We start from the raw sequence: 17,993 nt of genomic DNA, 5'->3' as shown, positions 1-17,993 counted from the left end.
CACTCCACAGAAGGTTTGAAAGTTTTGCTGTTCTAAGTCGCGTATCATGACACAGAATGCACACTTCAAGGATGCATCCAAAATCGGGAAGTTTACTTTCCGCTTTTTACGAATTGCCACCGGACCGCTTCGCTTGCTGGCTACTCTGGACCTGAAAGTTGCCGTTCGTTCAAGGTGCTGCCAAAGTTCTAAGCGAGCCCTTAGAAGACGGTCATTTTCGCCCGCAGGCATCCAACTTCGCCAGTCTCGAACGAATGATATCTATAGGGAGCGTCATCATGAAGCGGTTTTCGCGAACATTCCTACTGTTGCTTTCTCTTCTAATTGGCACTGTCGCCTCAGCTCAGGACAAGCCCAATATAGTCTTTATTTTTCTCGATAACTTTGGGTGGGGTGAGCCAGGGTTCAATGGTGGAGGAATAATTCGCGGCACCGCCACTCCGGAAATGGATGCACTGGCCGCTGAGGGCTTAAGGCTTACGAACTTCAACGTCGAGAGTCAGTGCACGCCGTCCCGCGCAGCGACCATGACAGGACGATATGGCATTCGGAGCGGAAACCATACAGTCCCACTGGGAGGCGGCGTTTACGGTCTGACCCAGTGGGAAATCACGATGGCCGAAATGCTCAGGGAAGCAGGATACAACACGGCCATGTACGGAAAATGGCACCTTGGATGGACCGAAGGGCGCTATCCAACGAATCAAGGATTCGACGAATTTTACGGTGTTGAAACCACGGACGTTACAGTCTGGCGCACGCTTCCGGGATTTGCTGAAGCCAACATGGAAGAGCCTGTTGTGATGCAGGGTATTGCGGGCGAACCGGCGACCGTTGCGCGGGACTATGACTTGGACTACCGCGGCGAGATAGATGGCGACCTGACTAAGAAAGCCATCGATTTTATCGAAGCTAAGAGTGCCGAAGACGCGCCATTCTTCATCTATCTTGCTTACACGCAGACCCACTATCCAAATATCGCGTCGAAGGAGTTTGATGGTGTCACTAGAAACGGCGTCTGGGCCGACATTCTACTTCAAACAGATAGTTATATCGGACGTATCGTAGATGCGATCGAGGCGGCAGGCGTATCCAACGACACCGTGGTGATATTTACTGCAGACAACGGCCCCGAAGCTCTTCCGGTTGGAAACGCCAATGTCTCGCCGGTTCCTGCGGTACATGGTACTGCGGGGCCATGGCGCGGCACTCTGTTCACCAGCCTCGAAGGAAGCATGCGCGTGCCCTTCGCCATCAAGTGGCCGGGGAAGATCCCCGCTGGTTCAGAAAGCAATGACGTTGTCCACTCGATGGACCTTTTTCCAACACTTGCGGCATTCGCAGGCGGCAAAGTGCCGGACGACCGGGCATTTGATGGCATCGACCAGTCCCAGTTCTTTCTGGGCGTCCAGCCGAGATCGAATCGAGAAGGCGTGATCGTCTACATGGGAGAACAGATATTCGGTGTAAAATGGAAGGACTGGAAAGTTCTGTTCAAAGAGAACACAACCGCCTTTGGCGCGACGGAGTCTTTCGACACACCAAGGGTCTACAACCTTCTGAACGATCCGCATGAGCGCGAAAGCGTACTCTTCCCGCACACATGGGCGGCCGAAAAGGCGCTGCCGCAGTTGCAGGAGCACATTGCTACATTCGAGGAGTTTCCTCCGATCCCCCCAGGAACGCCGGATCCCTACGAACCACCCACTGACTGAAGGGCGGCTTTGTCCGCTCTGCCGACCTCTGAAAGTGACGCAGCTTTGCGCTTGTAGCGAATGGCTAGTTCGAGGGGCCGCATCCCGGCGTACTCGCGAACGGTAGTAATGGGCCGGGAAAGTCAGGCCACATTTCTTGCACCGCCTTAACGGCTATTCCCAACTTACCCATTCGGTCAGGTTTTTCCTACCGTACTCCCAGGAATAAGCCGAAATCCGACGTCCTTGGTGGACTTCGTTGGCTCTCCATTGATTTGGGCCAGAACCATCTCGGCTGCGATCTGTCCAATCTTAAGATGGGGTACAGCAATCGACGTCAAACGATAGGGTTGAATCGCTGAAATCGGCAAGTCGCCCCATCCGGCAATTCCAATATCGTTCGGGACGCTCAATCCGATTTTTTGAGCATAGTGAAGCCCGCCAATCGCCATGTTGTCATTCTGGTAGAAAACAACTTCGATATCGCGGTGGGAGGCAAGCAGTTGCTCGGTGCCGTAGAACCCGGTGTAAAAACCCGGTGTGTCCTTCAACAGCAATTGTTTTTCCAACCGTCCGTTTGCATCTTCGATGGCTTTGGAAAAGCCGTTCAGACGCGCGGTTGCGGCATTTGCGACGTCATGTGAAGTGCCGACATAGCCGAATTTTTGATACTCCATTCCAGCCAGATAACGACCCATACTGTAGCCGCTGTCAAAGTGGTTGAGCCCCACGCACATGTCCAACGGGCTTGAATTGAAATCCCAGATTTCGACCAACGGGATACCCGCGCCGCGTAGCATTTGAATCGCTTTTTGGCTGTGCGAGCGACCGGTGATGATAAGCCCGGCGGGTTGCCAGGACAGAACGGTCTCGATCCATTTTTCCTCATGGTCGATTTCATGCTCGGTTAGGCCAAGCACAGTTTGGTGCCCGAAAGCGCCGAGTTTGCGGTCGATGCCCTCCAGAACCTGCGCGAAGATTTCGTTGCCCAATTCGGGGATGCTGACCCCGACAAAAGTGGACTTCTTGTCACCCGCGAAAACGGTCGCCAAGCGATTCGGCAGGTAGCCCAATCTGTCCACTTCGGCCATGACCTTGTCGCGCGTTTTTTCCGAAAACCCACCTTCGTCACGCAGAACCCGGCTTGCTGTCATCTTCGACACTCCCGCAGCCTTCGCTACTTCAGCAAGGCTTACTTTGTTGTTTTTACTTGATTTATCAGTGTCACTGCTCATTTACGTTACGGGTAACTCTTTTTTATTGACAATGGCCGGGTCTGTGCGAATGCTAGCGTAACGTTACGGGTAACTCAATACGATGTTGAGGAGCATTGGGGTTACCTAAGTCTAGGAGGAGGCGGCCTGTGCCCGGCACTGCGCAAAACAATCTGTTCTTTGACGGGATAAAGAAGCATTTTGGAGGCACCTATGCGTTGCGGGATGTTTCGCTAAACGTTGAGCGCGGTGAAATTGTCGCTTTGCTGGGCGAAAACGGCGCGGGCAAATCGACCCTCATCAAAATCCTTGGCGGCATTCACAAGGCGGATGAAGGGCGGGTTCTGATCAACGGTGAGCCCTACGAACATCGCCCAGGTGGGTTTGGTGAGCGCCAGTCAGTTGCATTTATCCACCAGGATCTGGGCATGATCGAATGGATGACCGTAGCCGAGAATATCGCGCTCGCTCTGGGCTACTCCCGCAAAAGCGGTCTGATCAATTGGAAATCGGTGGAGAGCTTTGCACAGGACGCGTTGGACAAAGTGGGCTGTGAATTCGACCCAACCACGCGGGTACAGGACTTGTCGCGGACCGAGAAGTCTCTTGTCGCGATTGCCCGTGCTTTGGCCGTGGATTGTGACTATCTGGTGTTGGATGAACCAACCGCATCGCTACCAGCGGATGAGGTTGAACGGCTGTTCGAAGCGTTGCGCCCCTTGAAGGAACAAGGCGTCGGCATGATTTACGTGTCGCATCGGCTGGACGAGATATTTCAGATTGCTGATCGGGTTGCCGTTCTACGAGACGGCGAGATGGTCGGTCTGCGCAGCATCGACCATACTACTCCCGAAGAACTGGTTTACATGATCGTCGGTCGCAAGACTCGGCAGGTGATGAAACCAGATACGCCTCCGGGTGCGACGCTGCTTGAAGTGTCTGGCCTGAACATGGAAGCGGCGCACAACGTCAGTTTCCAGTTACAGACAAATGAAATCGTTGGGCTTGTCGGGCTGCGCGGGGCAGGGCACGAGAATGTATCGCGCGCGCTGTTCGGGTCGGAAGGTTTTAGTGGCCAGATAACCCTGCATGGTGAAACGCCTGACCTGAGCTCTCCGCAGACTGCGATGGCCTCTGGGATTGGTTTGGTGGCACGGGACAGGACCGAGGAATCGGTCGCCATGTCGCTGACCATCCGCGAGAACACCTTCCTGAATCCGGCAGCCATCGGGCGGTCCTTGCTATCGTTCATGGGCCACCGGGCCGAGACAGAGAGCGCCGCGCGGATCGGTGCCGATGTGGCCTTGTCTCCCAATGATCAAAGCATGACGATTGAGAGCCTGTCGGGCGGGAACCAACAAAAAGTTGTCATCGGGCGCTGGCTTGAAACAAAACGCAAGCTTTTGATCTGCGAAGACCCGACCGCGGGTGTCGATGTAGGGGCCAAAGCGGAAATCTACGCGCTGTTGAATCGTGCGATGGAGGAGGGCGTTGGCATCATCGTCGTTTCAACCGACTTCGAGGAAGTCGCTGCCATCTGCCACCGCGCCATTGTCTTCAGCCAGGGTCAGATCGTGCGCGAATTGACCGGTACCGAACTGACCACTGAAAACCTGATACAGGCTGCCTCGGCCTCGAACGCCGTGGCAAGTTAAGGAATACGACTATGCAATCGCTTGAATCCAATGCGCTGGAACCGACCAAAGCCGAGTTGAAAGACGCCTCGTTAAAAACGCGAATGCTCAGGTTCTTGCCGGTTTACGGGTTGGTTCTGCTGACAGGTTTTCTGATCATCCTATTTTCGATTCTCCTGCCAAACACCTTCCCAACGCTTCTGAACCTACGGGCGATTATCTCGGACAAGGCGATCATTGCGCTTCTCTCATTGGGTGCGATGATACCGATGGCGGCAGGCCGTATCGACCTCACGGTCGGGTATGGTATTGTGCTATGGCATATCCTGGCGATCTCTCTACAGACCTTGTACGGCATTCCGTGGCCGATTGCGGTGGCGATTGTTCTGTTGCTGGGCCTGCTGACTGGTTTCCTGAACGGTCTGCTGGTCGAGGTCGCCAAGATCGACAGCTTTATTGCCACGCTTGGCACAGGCACGGTCCTGTATGCGCTGGCGCTGTGGCACACAGGCGGACGTCAGATGGTCGGCGCGTTGCCTGACAGTTTCTATGCCATCAACGGCACCTTTGTATTCGGTCTACCTATCACTGGCTTCTACGTTTTGGCGATCACTGTCGCGATGTGGCTGATCCTGGAATACACGCCAATCGGTCGGTACCTCTACGCGATCGGCGCCAATCAGCGTGCTGCGCAGTTGAACGGTATTCCGACCCGGAAATTCGTTATAGGCGCTTTCATGTCATCAGGCCTGATCACCGCCTTTGCCGGGGTGTTGCTGGCGTCGAAATTGCGGATCGGGCAAGCCTCGGTCGGTCTTGAATTCCTGTTACCTGCTTTGGTCGGGGCCTTTCTTGGGTCCACCACCATCAAGCCGGGACGCGTGAATGTTTGGGGAACAGTCGTGGGTGTCGCGATCCTGGCTGTTGGTATCTCGGGCATTCAGCAATTCGGTGGATCCTTCTGGGTCGAGCCGATGTTCAACGGTGTCACGCTTCTGATCGCAATCGGTATCGCCGGTTACGCTCAGCGTCGCAAAGGCGCCAAAAAGTAAACAGCATAAGGGAGGAGATTATGCTGAAACGGACTTTCATGGCGGTATCCGCTGCCGCGCTGCTCACAGGTTTGGGGTTTCCGGTGACCGCCGAGACAGCGTTTGACGGCCCCACCAGCGGACCCAAAGCCGCCGAGGGCAAATCAATTGTCGTCGTTGCTGGCGATCTGAAAAATGGTGGCATTCTTGGGGTGACCAATGGCGTCGAAGAAGCAGTTGGCACCATTGGCTGGGACTTGCGCGTGCTGGACGGGGCGGGGTCCATTCAGGGCCGAACTGGAGCCATCGGCCAGGCGCTTGCGCTGCAACCCGACGGGATCATCATCAATGGCTTTGACGCAGTTGAACAACAGGCAGCACTAGAGGGTGTTGTCGGAGCGGGCATTCCAATGGTTGCTTGGCATTCCGGCCCCAAGATCGGATGTGACGCGCCCGGAGGCATCTTTGCCAATGTCTCGACAGACGCGATGACCGTGTCCGAAGTGGCTGCCGAATGGGCCATGGAAGACGGCGGCGACGGGGTGGGGGCGATCATCTTCACTGACTCGACTTATCAGATCGCCATCGACAAGGCTGACCGCATCAAGGAAACCATCGAAGCTGCGGGCGGTACAGTGTTGGAATATGTCGACACGCCCATCGCCGATACCTCGGCCCGAATGGGACCTTTGACCACGAGCCTGCTGCAGAAGTACGGCGACCAGTGGACCCACGCGCTTGCGATCAACGATCTGTATTTTGACTTCATGGGACCTGCATTGGCGGCGGCGGGTATCTCGTCCGATGACGGGCCCCAAGCGGGCTCGGCTGGTGATGGCTCGGAGGCTGCGTTTCAGCGTATCCGCAGCGGCAACTACCAGAAAATCACTGTGGCCGAACCACTGAACCTGCAAGGTTGGCAACTGGTGGACGAGTTGAACCGCGCCATTCAGGGCGAGGCGTGCTCGGGCTATGTCACGTCGCCCGCACTGGTGACCGAGGAAGGTCTGGCCAAACTGGGCGACAGCAATCAGTTCGACCCTGACAGCCCCTATCGCGAAGCCTACGCAAAGATCTGGGGCAAATAACCGATCCGGTGGTCTTTGCCTAAATTGGCAAGGGCCCCGCTCGAAAAGATGACACAGCGCAAAGCCAACTCAGCGGTCTTTCGACCGCCATGGCGGAGCTTTGCGCAAAGGAGGAAACCATGAGCGAACAGCCATTGGTTCAAATGCTGGGAATAACCAAACGCTTTGGCGGGGTGACCGCCCTGCAGGATGTCGATCTGACGGCCTATGCGGGCGAAGTGCTCGCCATCGTCGGGGACAATGGGGCGGGCAAGTCCACCCTGATCAAGATCTTGACCGGAGTCTATCAGCCCACCGAAGGCCATATCCTGATGGATGGAAAACCGTTGGAGATGACCAGCCACTCTGACGCAATCGCAAACGGGATTGATGCGGTTTACCAGACCCTCGCGCTGGCCGATCACCTTTCCCCTGCGGCCAATATGTTTCTGGGCAATGAGCTGACCAAAAACGTGTTCGGCATTCCGTTTCTCGACAATAAGCGGATGAAGACCGAAGCCGCTCGGGTTCTGGAAGAACGTCTTGGTGTGCGGCTGCGGTCGATGGATGTGATGACGGAAAGCCTGTCGGGTGGCCAACGTCAGGCGGTCGCAATTTCACGCGCGGTCTATCACGAAGACCTGCGCCTGTTGGTGATGGACGAACCGACTGCCGCACTTGGGCCGCAGGAAACCGCAAGAACACTCAAGCTTATCAAGACGCTGCGTGAACAGGGCCTTGCCGTGATCCTGATCTCGCACTCGCTGGATGACGTGTTCGAAGTGGCCGACCGCGTTCACGTGCAACGCCGGGGCCGCGCCGTTGGCGTTGTCAAAACGGCGGAGAGTTCCGTTCAAGATGTTCTGGGCCTGATTGTCGGTGCCCAGGATGCAGCTGCGTGAAGGAGAACGATATGTCCGCGGCGATGACAAACACTGAACAAAGAACCATCATGGACCGATTGGAGCCTTATCTGGCCTTTATCGGGCCGATGGTGATGATCCTGGCCATTCTCATCTTCATGGGGATTGCGGAACCGGCCCGGTATTTCCGCCTGACTAACCTCAATCTGATCCTGCTGGATGCGGCGCTGTATATGCCGATGGCGATGGCGATGACCTTTGTCATCACCCAGCGCGGGATTGACCTGTCGATCGGCTCGATTGCAGCGCTGTCGGCCATTCTCATGGCCTTTCTGGTGAAGCAATATGGGTTCCCGGCCTGGGTAGCCGTACCTCTGGCGATTGTGCTGGGTGCGATCATGGGATTGATCAACGGTCTGGTAATTACCCGCTTCAAAGTTCCGGACCTGATCGGAACGCTGGCGATGGATCTTGTCTATCGCGGCCTGGCGCTGGTGATTGCAAAAGGTCTGGTACTCGCGCGGTTCCCCGACTTGATCACCGAAATCGGACGTGGCCAGATTCCGGGCTTTATTCCGGTGCCTGTGGTGCTGGGCTTGATCACAATGGCCATTGGCTATGTCGTGCTGACCCGCACCTATTTCGGGCGCTACACGATTGCTATAGGCTCAAACCCGGAAGCCAGTGAAATGACCGGTGTGGCCGTCGATCGGCACAAGATCTATGCCTATGTGCTGATGGGTGCCGCTGCGGCAATGGCTGGTGTCATGCTGACCGGAAAGCTGAATGCTATCCAGGCGACCTCGGCCCCGTATTTCAACCTGCATGTGATTGCGGCGGTTGTCGTGGGCGGCACGTCCCTGTTCGGTGGGCGCGCTTCAATGCTGGGCTCTCTGGCAGGTGTGTTGCTGCTGTCGATGATGATCAACGCACTGGTGACTCTGCGGATCGAGTTCTTCTGGCAATCCGTCGCCTCGGGCGTGGTGATCGTCAGCTCGGTCGCGCTCTACACCTGGATGCAAAAGAAAGATCGGGACGGGGCACATGGCCTACTGGCGGGTTTGCGCAGCAAAGAGGCGCAAAAACTCATCCGCTTCTCGGCCGCTCTTATCGGCGCATTGATCCTGTTGCTTGCCCTTGGGGCAGGACTGGCAACTGAGCCTACGCCAAGCGGCTAAGGCAAACAAAAGTGGTGCGCCCGGAGGTAGGAGTCCTGGCGCACCTGCAAGGCCCCACAATGTTCGCGAAAGGGAGGACTCACCGTGAAACAATTGAACAAAGCACTACTGACGACAAGCGCATTTTGCCTTTGTGCCACTGCAGCCTTTGCTGATGGGCACGGAAAGCTACCGCTTAAGGAACTGCCGGGTATCGAAGATCGGGACTACTGGGTTCCGGGCGAGGTAAATGCCGACGGGAAGTTGGAAGCCTTGCAGGCGATGACAGGGGCCGAAGCGGTAAAGTACGAGGGCACTCAGGATGCACCTTTGCAAATCGCTCTGATATATCCATCCGCGGATACGTCGGACTTCTGGGCGCGCAACTATCTGGCGATGACTAAACGTCTTGACGAGTTGGGCATCGAATATGAAACCACCGAATTCGCCAGTCGTCAGATCGAACACAGCCTGCAATCGACCTATGCCAATCAGGTGGTTCAAGATGCGGACTTGTATGACTTCGTGATCTTCGGCCCGTCGGAACTGGCTATTCAGGCTGACAATATCGACAAGATGGCCGGAAATGACGGGTTTGCGACCTTCGTCTGGGCCTTCCACACGCCGCCAAAAGAGCTGACAAATCAGCCTGATGCGTGGTTCGACTTCAGCTCTGCCGCCGGTGCTCTGACCATGTGCGACTATATGCTGGAACGGCTGGGCAGTGACGTCACGATGGCGATGAACCGCGGAATTCCGGGCATCACCGACGACCAGCGTTCGGGTGATTTCAAGGCCTGTGTCGAAGAGAAAGGCAACTGGACCACGGTCTATGAACATTACGGTGAGTACCAGCGAGAAGGCGGCTTTGAGGGCACCAGCTTGATCCTGCAAGCCTATCCCGAAGCCACGATCATCCACAACGCCAACACCGCGATGGCCATGGGATCGGTCGAGGCTCAGCTTGCGGTCGGGAAAGAGAAAGACGTGTTCTCGACCGGTTGGGGCGGCACCGGGCTTGAGCTGGACGCCATTCGCCGGGGCGAGCTGGACGCAACGCCCATGCGCATGGGTGACGATGTGGGCGCGGCGACAGCCGAAGCAATCAAGGCGCATATGGAGGGCCGGCAGGACGAACTGCCCTTTGTGTTCTTGGGCCGGATCACCGTTGCGCATGACCAAATGAGCGCTGAAGAGATCGATGCGCTGGAACAGGAAGCGTTCCGCTTCTCGGGCGTGGGCGCATTGGAGCGCTGACAAACCCGCTTGTGGCTGGCCCTAGCGGGACCGGCCACAGGCACCTGAAGTAACCAAAGACGGAGAGAGCCCGAATGGCGCAATCCATGATGTTGATTGAAAAATGCAGCCATTGCGTAAGCTGGTATGACATCGAAACCGGTGCCCGGCAGGGGCGGTTGGATCTGCCGCATTTCCCTCATGAGTTCGTGGTCGATGACGAGTTTCACTATGCCTATGTCGGTCATTACGGCGTGCAGAATTCCGGTATCGAAGGCACCAATGGCCGGTCCGTGATCGTGATCGACATCCGCAAACAGGAAATCGTGCACAGCTACGATCTGGGTGAGCATGCCCGCCCGCACGGGATTGGGCTAGACGGGCGAGGGCGTCTCTACGTGCTGTCCGAATGGACAGGCCATCTGCTGGTCAAGGAAAACCCCCGTGCCTTCGATCAAGGCTGGGATCACATCACGCCAACCGGCGGCACCAAGTGCCATCTGTTTGCGCTGACCAGAGACGGGCGAACAGCGTACTCAATGAACCTGACCTCAGGCAATGTGACCGTGTTCAATCCCTATGATGCGTCGGTTTCGCCGATCCCGATCAAAACCGGAAAGAAACCTGAAGGGCGCTGTCTGCGTGAACAGGCACAGACGCTCTATACCTCTCAGCGTATCTCCAACACCGTCGCCGTGGTCAACACCGATACGCTTGAGATCGAGCGCACCTTTCCAACGCCAGATGATCCCTGCCGCATCTACTACGACGAGAAACGCAACCGGTTGGTGACGATGAACCATTTCGGGGGGTCGTTCTCGGTATTCGATGAAGCCACGGGCGAGATGCTGCACGAACAGAAAACGCCCGCGAACCCGCTGGCACTGTGCATCGATGATGAGGCTGCCTTTGCCTATATCGCTATCGATTGCGAACAGGTGCAGCGGTTCAACCTTGATACGTTCGAGGTGGTGCAGACCTTTGACACGGGCAAGGAACCGGACGTGATGGTCATCCTGCCTAACGGATTTTCGAAACACTGGGAGAACGCGGCATGACCAAGCCTCGTATCGCTATTGTGCCCGGCGACCCTTCGGGCATCGGCCCGGAACTGATCGCCAAACTGCTTCATCAGGAGGGCGTGCAGGAGGCCGCAAATATAGTGCTGGTGGGCGACAGCCACCTCTGGCAGCGCGGCGCGGAACAGGCTGAACTGGACGTGCCGCTGAACACAGTGACCGAGGTGGCAGATCAACCCGGGCTGACTCATCTTGAGCTCGACACCATCGCGCCCGAGGACGTGAAGATCGCCGAGGTCACCGTCGAGGGTGGCACCACATCTCTACGCTGTCTCGACAAAGCGATGGATCTGGCGATGGCGGGGCAGGTGGACGGCATCCTGTTCGGCCCGTTCAACAAGGCCGCAATGACCGCAGCCGGGCTGAATGCCGAGGATGAGCATCGCTATATGGCGCGCTACATGGGGCATACCGGTTATCACTCGGAACTCAACGTTCTGGATGAGCTGATGACGACCCGCGTGACCTCACATATCGGGTTGAAGGATGTGGCGGCCAATATCACCGAAGACGGGATCCTGAAGGCGGTTAACCTGGCCAATGACACGCTGCGCAAAGCGGGCAACGCGCGTCCCAATATCGCTGTAGCGGCCTTGAATCCGCATGCAGGCGACAACGGAAAATTCGGCCGGGAAGAGATCGACATTCTGGAGCCCGCCGTGCGCAAGGCGCAGCAGAAACAGTTGAATGTGACCGGCCCGTGGCCCTCGGACACGGTCTTCCTTAAGGCGCAGCGCGGCGAGGTCGATGCGGTAGTGACCATGTATCACGACCAGGGCCAGATCGCGATCAAGCTGATGGGCTTTGAGCGCGGCGTGACCGTGGCCGGCGGCTTGCCCATCCCGGTCGCAACCCCCGCGCATGGCACGGCCTTTGATATCGCCGGGCAGAACAAGGCCAATCCGGGCGCAATACGGCAGGCATTCGATCTGCTGGTGCGCATGGCGAAAACGCATCGCGCCGAACGCAGCGCGGACTGAGGAGACCAAGATGACCAAAATCAAATCCGTGCGCACGCGCGTCTGGAACTGGACTGGACCAACCGTGCCGCCGACGGGCAATTTCTGCACCAACGCCTCAGACGTGCTTTACGAAAAAGGCGATGCGATGTCGTCTTTCCGGTTCCATCAATGGCTAACCTGCGAGGTCGAGACCGAAGACGGCACCATCGGCATCGGCAACGCGGCATTGGCTCCTTCGGTGGTCAAGGCTGCCATTGACGAATGGTTTGCTCCGCTGGTGATCGGCGAAGACCCGTTCGACTATGCCTATCTGTGGGAAAAGATGTACCGTCGCAGCCATGCCTGGGGGCGTAAGGGCATCGGGATGACGGCGATCTCGGCTGTCGATCTGGCGATCTGGGACCTGATGGGCAAGCTGACGGGCAAACCGGTTTTCAAGTTGCTGGGCGGTCGCACGAAAGAGAAAATCCCCGTCTACTACTCCAAGCTCTATTCCGGCCCCATCGAAGTGATGCAGGCCGAGGCCGCAGAGGCGCAAAAGAACGGCTATTCCGCCTACAAGATGCGGTTCGGCTGGGGCCCCAAAGATGGTATGGCCGGGATGCGCGAGAACCTCAAACGGGTCGAGGCCGTGCGAGAGGTCATCGGTTATGACGTCGATCTCATGCTCGAATGCTACATGGGCTGGAATCTCGATTACACTAAGCGGATGCTGCCCAAACTTGTCGAATATGAACCCCGCTGGCTGGAGGAACCGGTGATCGCCGATGATGTCGAAGGCTACCGCGAACTGAATGCGATGAATATCGTGCCAATCTCGGGCGGTGAGCATGAATTCTCGGTCATCGGCTGCAAGGACTTGATCGAGAAAAAGGCCGTTTCGGTTCTGCAATATGACACAAACCGGGTGGGCGGGATTACGGCAGCGCAGAAGATCAACGCGATCGCCGAGGCGTTTCAGGTGCCCGTGATCCCCCATGCGGGCCAGATGCACAATTACCATCTGACTATGGCAAACGCCAATTGCATGATCAGCGAGTATTTCCCCGTCTTCGACGTCGAGGTCGGAAATGAGCTGTTCTACTACATCTTCGAAGGGGATCCGGAAGCCGTGGATGGGTTCCTGGATTTGGATGACGACAAGCCGGGTCTGGGGATTGAAATCACCGATAAACATCTGAAACATTTTGACATTACGGAGTAGATGATGACCTACACCGGTATCTGGCCCGTTGCGCCAACACCGTTCAACGAGAACGGAACGCTTGATCTGGACGGGATGAAGCGCGTTCTTGATTGTCTGATCGATCAGGGCGCGGATGGGATCTGTGTTCTGGCGAATTTCTCGGAACAGTTCCTGATCTCTGATGCCGAGCGCGAGACTTTGACGCGACTGAGCCTTGAGCACGTCTCGGGACGGGTTCCAATGATTGTGACGATCAGCCATTTCGCCACTCAGATTGCGGTGGAACGGGCGCAATTTGCCAAGGATCTGGGTGCGGACATCGTGATGATGATGCCGCCCTATCACGGGGCGCTTCTGAAGGGGAATGCACAGCAGACCTTCGAGCAGTTTGCTGCCGTGGGCGAGGTCGGCATTCCGATCATGGTGCAGGATGCGCCGTTGTCGGGTGTCGACCTGCCGGTGCCTCTGCTGGTGCGCATGGCGCAAGAGATCGAGATGGTGAAGCTGTTCAAGATCGAATGTCCCCGAGCAGCCAACAAGCTGCGCGCCCTGATCTCCGAAGGCGGAGACGCGATTGAAGCGCCGTTTGATGGTGAAGAGGGGATCACCTTGCTGGCCGATCTGGATGCGGGTGCCACGGGGTCAATGACCTCGGGTATGATCGTGGACCAGATCAAGCCGGTCATCACCCATCACCACGCGGGTCGCATTGACGAGGCAACCGCCGCCTATGGGCGCGTGGCGATGGTGATCAACCACGAAAACCGCCAATGCGGCTGGCAATCCTGCAAGGCGGCGATGGTCGAAGGCGGCGTGATCCGGTCTGAGTTCTGCCGTCACCCGATTGATCCGCTGCAACCGGCTATCCGCGACCGTTTGATCGACCTTTTGAAACCTTTGGACCCGATGGTCCTGAAGTGGGGAAAATAAGATGATCCTTGGACAAAACCTGATCGACGGAAACTGGGTCGGCTCAGACAACCTGCGTGCTTCAGATGATCTGGAAGGGCAGAACTTCGCTCAGGCGACAGCTGCGCAGGTCGACGAGGCCTGTCGCGCCGCCCGCCGTGACTTCCGTGCTTATGTGGGCAAATCGCGGGCCGAGCGGGCCGCGTTCCTACGCACGATTGCTGAGCAGATGGATGTTCTGGGAGAGGAGATCACCCAGACCGGCATGGCTGAGACTGGACTGCCCGAGGCGCGCCTGGTGGGCGAGCGTGGCCGTACCACCGGTCAGTTGCGCATGTTTGCCGATCTGATCGAAGAGACCGGGTATCTCGATATCCGTAAAGTCGGCGCACTTCCTGATCGGACGCCACTCCCCCGTCCTGATCTGCGCCTGACGCACAAAGGCATCGGCCCGGTGGCCGTCTTTGGCGCGTCGAACTTCCCGCTCGCCTTTTCCACGGCGGGCGGGGATACCGCCTCGGCTTTGGCCGCTGGATGCCCGGTGATCGTCAAGGGCCACAGCGCCCACGCGGGTACTGCCGAATTGGTGGCACAGTCCATCGCCAAGGCGATTGAGGTCTGCGATATGCCGACGGGCACGTTCCAGATCGTGCAGGGATCGGGGCGCGAGGTCGGTTCGGCCCTTGTACAGCATCCAGATATCTGCGCGGTTGGCTTTACCGGATCGCTGGCTGGGGGCAGGGCGCTTTATGATCTGTGTCACGCGCGCCCGAACCCGATCCCGTTTTACGGCGAGCTTGGCTCGGTCAACCCTATGTTCTGTCTGCCCGCCGCTATGGACAAGCGTGCGGCAGAGATCGGCGCGGGCTGGGCCGCGTCTCTGACCATGGGGGCCGGGCAGTTCTGCACCAACCCCGGCGTCGCGGTCATGTTAAATGGGCCAGATGCCGACGCATTAGAAACCGCCTGTGTGGCCGCACTGAACCAAACGGCGGAACAAAAGATGCTGACCGACGGTATCCTCGATGCATACGAAGAGGGCGTCCGCGCCTTCCGTGATCTGATGACCGAGGTCACGTCCTCCGGTTCTGCCGTGGGCAAACGCGCAGCCCTGCCTGCGTTGTTCAAAGTCAGCGCTGCAGAGTGGATGGCAAACCCCAAATTGCAGCACGAAGTGTTTGGCGCAGCGGGTATCATTGTTCTGTGCGACGACACGGATCAGATGGTGGCTCTTGCCGAAGGACTGGAAGGCCAACTGACCCTTACGTTGCACATGGATGACGCAGATCATGACTTCGCCGGTACCTTAATGCCCATTCTCGAAGAGAAAGCCGGACGTTTGTTGGCCAATGGCTTTCCCACGGGTGTCGAGGTGTGCTCGGCGATGATGCATGGCGGGCCTTACCCGGCCAGCACCGACGTGCGCGCGACTTCCGTCGGCACTCTCGGTATTGCGCGATGGCTGCGCCCGGTCAGCTATCAGAACATGCCTGGTGCTTTGCTGCCGAATGAACTGCAGGGCTGAGGATCCACGTCAGGCCATCTGTGGCCTGACCCCAAAACGCCACGAACGCACAGGTTCGGCGGCGGCTAAAGGACAAATAAAGGAGCAAATGGATGTACGGCGTTCTGGACGGCACCGGATTTGAGGTCCTCGAAAAAGAGTTCGAAGCCTGTTTCATCGGCCACGCGCGGGTCGAAAGGTTGTGGACCGGTGCGCGCTGGTCCGAAGGGCCAGCCTGGTTTGCCGCCGGGCGTTATTTGGTCTGGTCTGACATCCCCAACAACCGCTTGATGCGCTGGGATGACACCGATGGCTCGGTCTCAGTGTTTCGGCAGCACTCGAACAATGCCAATGGTAACACGGTGGATCGCGAGGGTCGGTTGGTGTCATGCGAACATCTGACCCGGCGTGTCACAAGGACTGAACATGACGGCTCTATCACGGTTCTGGCGGACGCATGGAAGGGAAAGCGCCTGAATTCTCCCAATGACGTTGCTGTCAAATCCGATGGCTCCATTTGGTTCACAGACCCTTCATACGGGATCATGATGGACTATGAAGGTGAGCGCGCCGAAAGCGAGATCGGGGCGTGTCATGTGTTTCGTGTAGATCCGATGTCAGGCGAGGTGACAGCTGTCGCCACCGACTTCGTGAAACCCAACGGCTTGGCCTTTTCGCCGGACGAGAGCGCTCTCTACATCTCCGACACGGGCATAACCCATGACCCGGACGGTCCTGCCCATATTCGCAGGTTCAGTGTCTCTAGCGATGGAAAAACTCTGACGGGGGGCGAGGTGTTTGCGAAGTGTTCCGCAGGGCTGTTCGATGGCTTTAGGCCAGACCGCGAAGGCCGCATCTGGAGTTCCGCCGCGGACGGTATTCATTGCCTGAACCTGCAAGGAGATCTAATCGGCAAGGTGCACATACCCGAGATGGTAGGAAATGTTTGTTTTGGCGGGGCCAAATTAAACCGGCTCTTTGCGGCGGGTACAAGCAGCCTTTACGCGATCTATCTCAATGTGAACGGTGTCTCACCGGTTTGATTTTACTTGCTAAAGTAGAGTTGTAAGCTGGGGAGACATCAGCAGAAGTAGACGCAAATCCCAATCGAACGTTTCTTGAACTAGTCACAGCACAAGCTTATGAAAGGACTGCTACTTTTTTAAGAAACCGCTTTTAAAGCGTTCTTTGTGCCTGCCGTGCAAATCGTAGTGCCCGGGTCTGCAAGGCATTTTTAGATGAACCTAGCGAATGTCCACAATTTGAGTAAGACTGCAGCATTCAAGCACGCAGTCGAATGGCATGATTGAGCCGGAACTGACCAACCTGCCAGGCGCCCGCACTCCCACCCAATTCTTTTCCAGATGAAAGATACGGAGACGCGATAAGCCTCAAACCCGCGTCGTATTCTGGAACTAAGCTGACATTCTTCACAACCGTTTAATCTGTAGCTTTGGGGCTCGCTCATGGCATTCTCTATGTGTGTCCCGACTGAAAGCAAAAGCGCATGCCGGCCATTAATCGTGCTTTGGGATTTTGCTCATGCAGCAGGTCGCGAACCAAGTAAGCCGGACTTCGCCTGGTCGGACGTGACTAGATCCACAGCACAGGCCTGATCCGACAGACCGAAGGCTTTCAATAGCGGACTGAGCCAGAACAGCGACACCGCAGAGTTTGCGACAATCCTTAACGGGGCGCGCAGCGTAGGCTCTACCAGACCGCGCCGCGGCAGGTATATCACAACATGTCCATCCTGCGGGCGGGTATGAGTCTTCGAGACTATGCTGAACAGGCCTTGGATGTTGCGGAGAAATACTATGCCAACCGTTTCTACCTGTCGTCGCATGATTGCGGGATGACCGGCGAATTTCCCTATCTCTACCACCGTGGTGACTCCCGCGATGCGGGCTATGACGGTGTGATCGAGGCGGGCGTGACCATTTGTGTCGAAAGCTATATCGGTGAGGAGGAGGGACATGAGGGTGTTAAGCTGGAACAACAAGTGCTGGCGACAGAGACCGGCGTTGAACTTCTGTCGGAGTTTCCCTTCAAAGAGAGCCTGATGGACCTTAGTTTTCAACCCGCATTTCCTCAGCCGCGGATCTAAGAGCGTGCAGGCAGTGATAGCGGAGGGAGTTGACGTCAGCTGCACCACAAACCCGGCGCAGGCGTTTTTCAAGGTTATCGACTGGGCGGCTCCCGGTGCGAAGGTGACCTATGCTCTGGACTTGTTCCTGACCGACGCAGCGCTCGAAACAACAACCCGCGGACGTTTTGATCAGAGGCGGGCCGATCTGGTCAACAACGTATCTGGATCCGTCGAAACACCAAGTTCGCTTAAACCGCGATTAAAAGTAAATCACCTGCTGCCAACAAGCCGATCAATGTACCCAACGCTCAAGCACTTCAGTTGATTCCTTACGGAGGACATCGAATTTCGGAAACTCTAACGACAGC

At 56.9% G+C, this 17,993-nt stretch carries 15 protein-coding genes and 1 pseudogene; 15 read left to right on the top strand and 1 reads right to left on the bottom strand.

Features of this window, described 5'->3' with window-relative positions; genetic code table 11:
• Positions 1-278: 278 nt before the first annotated feature.
• The gene (locus ACR0IP_RS08275) at positions 279-1,715 is read left to right on the top strand and encodes an arylsulfatase (protein ID WP_170690367.1); all 1,437 of its coding nucleotides are present in this window, start codon (positions 279-281) and stop codon (positions 1,713-1,715) included.
• A 176-nt stretch (positions 1,716-1,891) separates the two neighbouring features.
• Here the strand turns inward: ACR0IP_RS08275 and ACR0IP_RS08270 are convergent, their stop codons facing one another.
• Positions 1,892-2,929, bottom strand: coding sequence for a LacI family DNA-binding transcriptional regulator (locus ACR0IP_RS08270; protein WP_170377202.1), 1,038 nt, complete (start codon positions 2,927-2,929; stop codon positions 1,892-1,894).
• Positions 2,930-3,057: 128 nt separating this feature from the next.
• Between ACR0IP_RS08270 and ACR0IP_RS08265 the strand changes: the two genes are divergently transcribed.
• From ACR0IP_RS08265 to ACR0IP_RS08200, 14 genes and pseudogenes are all read left to right on the top strand, one after another.
• Positions 3,058-4,563, top strand: coding sequence for a sugar ABC transporter ATP-binding protein (locus ACR0IP_RS08265; protein ID WP_170377204.1), 1,506 nt, complete (start codon positions 3,058-3,060; stop codon positions 4,561-4,563).
• An 11-nt stretch (positions 4,564-4,574) separates the two neighbouring features.
• On the top strand, positions 4,575-5,594 hold the full coding sequence (locus ACR0IP_RS08260; RefSeq protein ID WP_170690370.1) for an ABC transporter permease: 1,020 nt from the start codon (positions 4,575-4,577) through the stop codon (positions 5,592-5,594).
• A gap of 20 nt (positions 5,595-5,614) precedes the next feature.
• Complete coding sequence (locus tag ACR0IP_RS08255; RefSeq protein WP_480524921.1) at positions 5,615-6,661, top strand: substrate-binding domain-containing protein; 1,047 nt, start codon at positions 5,615-5,617, stop codon at positions 6,659-6,661.
• Between the two features lie 119 nt (positions 6,662-6,780).
• The gene (locus ACR0IP_RS08250; RefSeq protein ID WP_480524919.1) at positions 6,781-7,542 is read left to right on the top strand and encodes an ATP-binding cassette domain-containing protein; all 762 of its coding nucleotides are present in this window, start codon (positions 6,781-6,783) and stop codon (positions 7,540-7,542) included.
• Between the two features lie 11 nt (positions 7,543-7,553).
• Positions 7,554-8,681, top strand: coding sequence for an ABC transporter permease (locus ACR0IP_RS08245; RefSeq protein ID WP_170644351.1), 1,128 nt, complete (start codon positions 7,554-7,556; stop codon positions 8,679-8,681).
• A gap of 84 nt (positions 8,682-8,765) precedes the next feature.
• Positions 8,766-9,917 carry a substrate-binding domain-containing protein gene (locus ACR0IP_RS08240; RefSeq protein WP_170556669.1) on the top strand — a complete coding sequence of 384 codons (1,152 nt, stop codon included), beginning with the start codon at positions 8,766-8,768 and terminating at the stop codon, positions 9,915-9,917.
• A gap of 86 nt (positions 9,918-10,003) precedes the next feature.
• Positions 10,004-10,954, top strand: a complete 951-nt coding sequence (locus tag ACR0IP_RS08235; RefSeq protein ID WP_480524916.1) for a YncE family protein — start codon at positions 10,004-10,006, stop codon at positions 10,952-10,954.
• On the top strand, positions 10,951-11,955 hold the full coding sequence (locus ACR0IP_RS08230; RefSeq protein WP_480524914.1) for a 4-hydroxythreonine-4-phosphate dehydrogenase PdxA: 1,005 nt from the start codon (positions 10,951-10,953) through the stop codon (positions 11,953-11,955). Before ACR0IP_RS08235 ends, ACR0IP_RS08230 begins: the two co-directional genes overlap by 4 nt.
• 10 nt (positions 11,956-11,965) lie before the next feature.
• Positions 11,966-13,141: an L-rhamnonate dehydratase gene (locus ACR0IP_RS08225; RefSeq protein ID WP_480524912.1), complete on the top strand. Its 1,176-nt coding sequence runs from the start codon at positions 11,966-11,968 to the stop codon at positions 13,139-13,141.
• The gene (locus ACR0IP_RS08220; RefSeq protein ID WP_480524910.1) at positions 13,142-14,053 is read left to right on the top strand and encodes a dihydrodipicolinate synthase family protein; all 912 of its coding nucleotides are present in this window, start codon (positions 13,142-13,144) and stop codon (positions 14,051-14,053) included.
• A 1-nt stretch (position 14,054) separates the two neighbouring features.
• Positions 14,055-15,557, top strand: coding sequence for an aldehyde dehydrogenase (NADP(+)) (locus tag ACR0IP_RS08215; RefSeq protein WP_480524909.1), 1,503 nt, complete (start codon positions 14,055-14,057; stop codon positions 15,555-15,557).
• A 92-nt stretch (positions 15,558-15,649) separates the two neighbouring features.
• Positions 15,650-16,579 (top strand): SMP-30/gluconolactonase/LRE family protein, encoded by a 930-nt coding sequence (locus tag ACR0IP_RS08210; protein ID WP_480524907.1) that lies wholly within the window; start codon positions 15,650-15,652, stop codon positions 16,577-16,579.
• Between the two features lie 665 nt (positions 16,580-17,244).
• A pseudogene (locus ACR0IP_RS08205) lies at positions 17,245-17,643 on the top strand (M24 family metallopeptidase); the annotation flags it as partial.
• Between the two features lie 4 nt (positions 17,644-17,647).
• Complete coding sequence (locus ACR0IP_RS08200; protein ID WP_480524905.1) at positions 17,648-17,950, top strand: hypothetical protein; 303 nt, start codon at positions 17,648-17,650, stop codon at positions 17,948-17,950.
• Positions 17,951-17,993 lie beyond the last annotated feature (43 nt).

This window comes from Ruegeria sp. AL11, assembly GCF_056540865.1.
The sequence above is the reverse complement of the archived record's forward strand: the minus strand, read 5'-3'. Positions and strand labels throughout refer to the sequence as shown.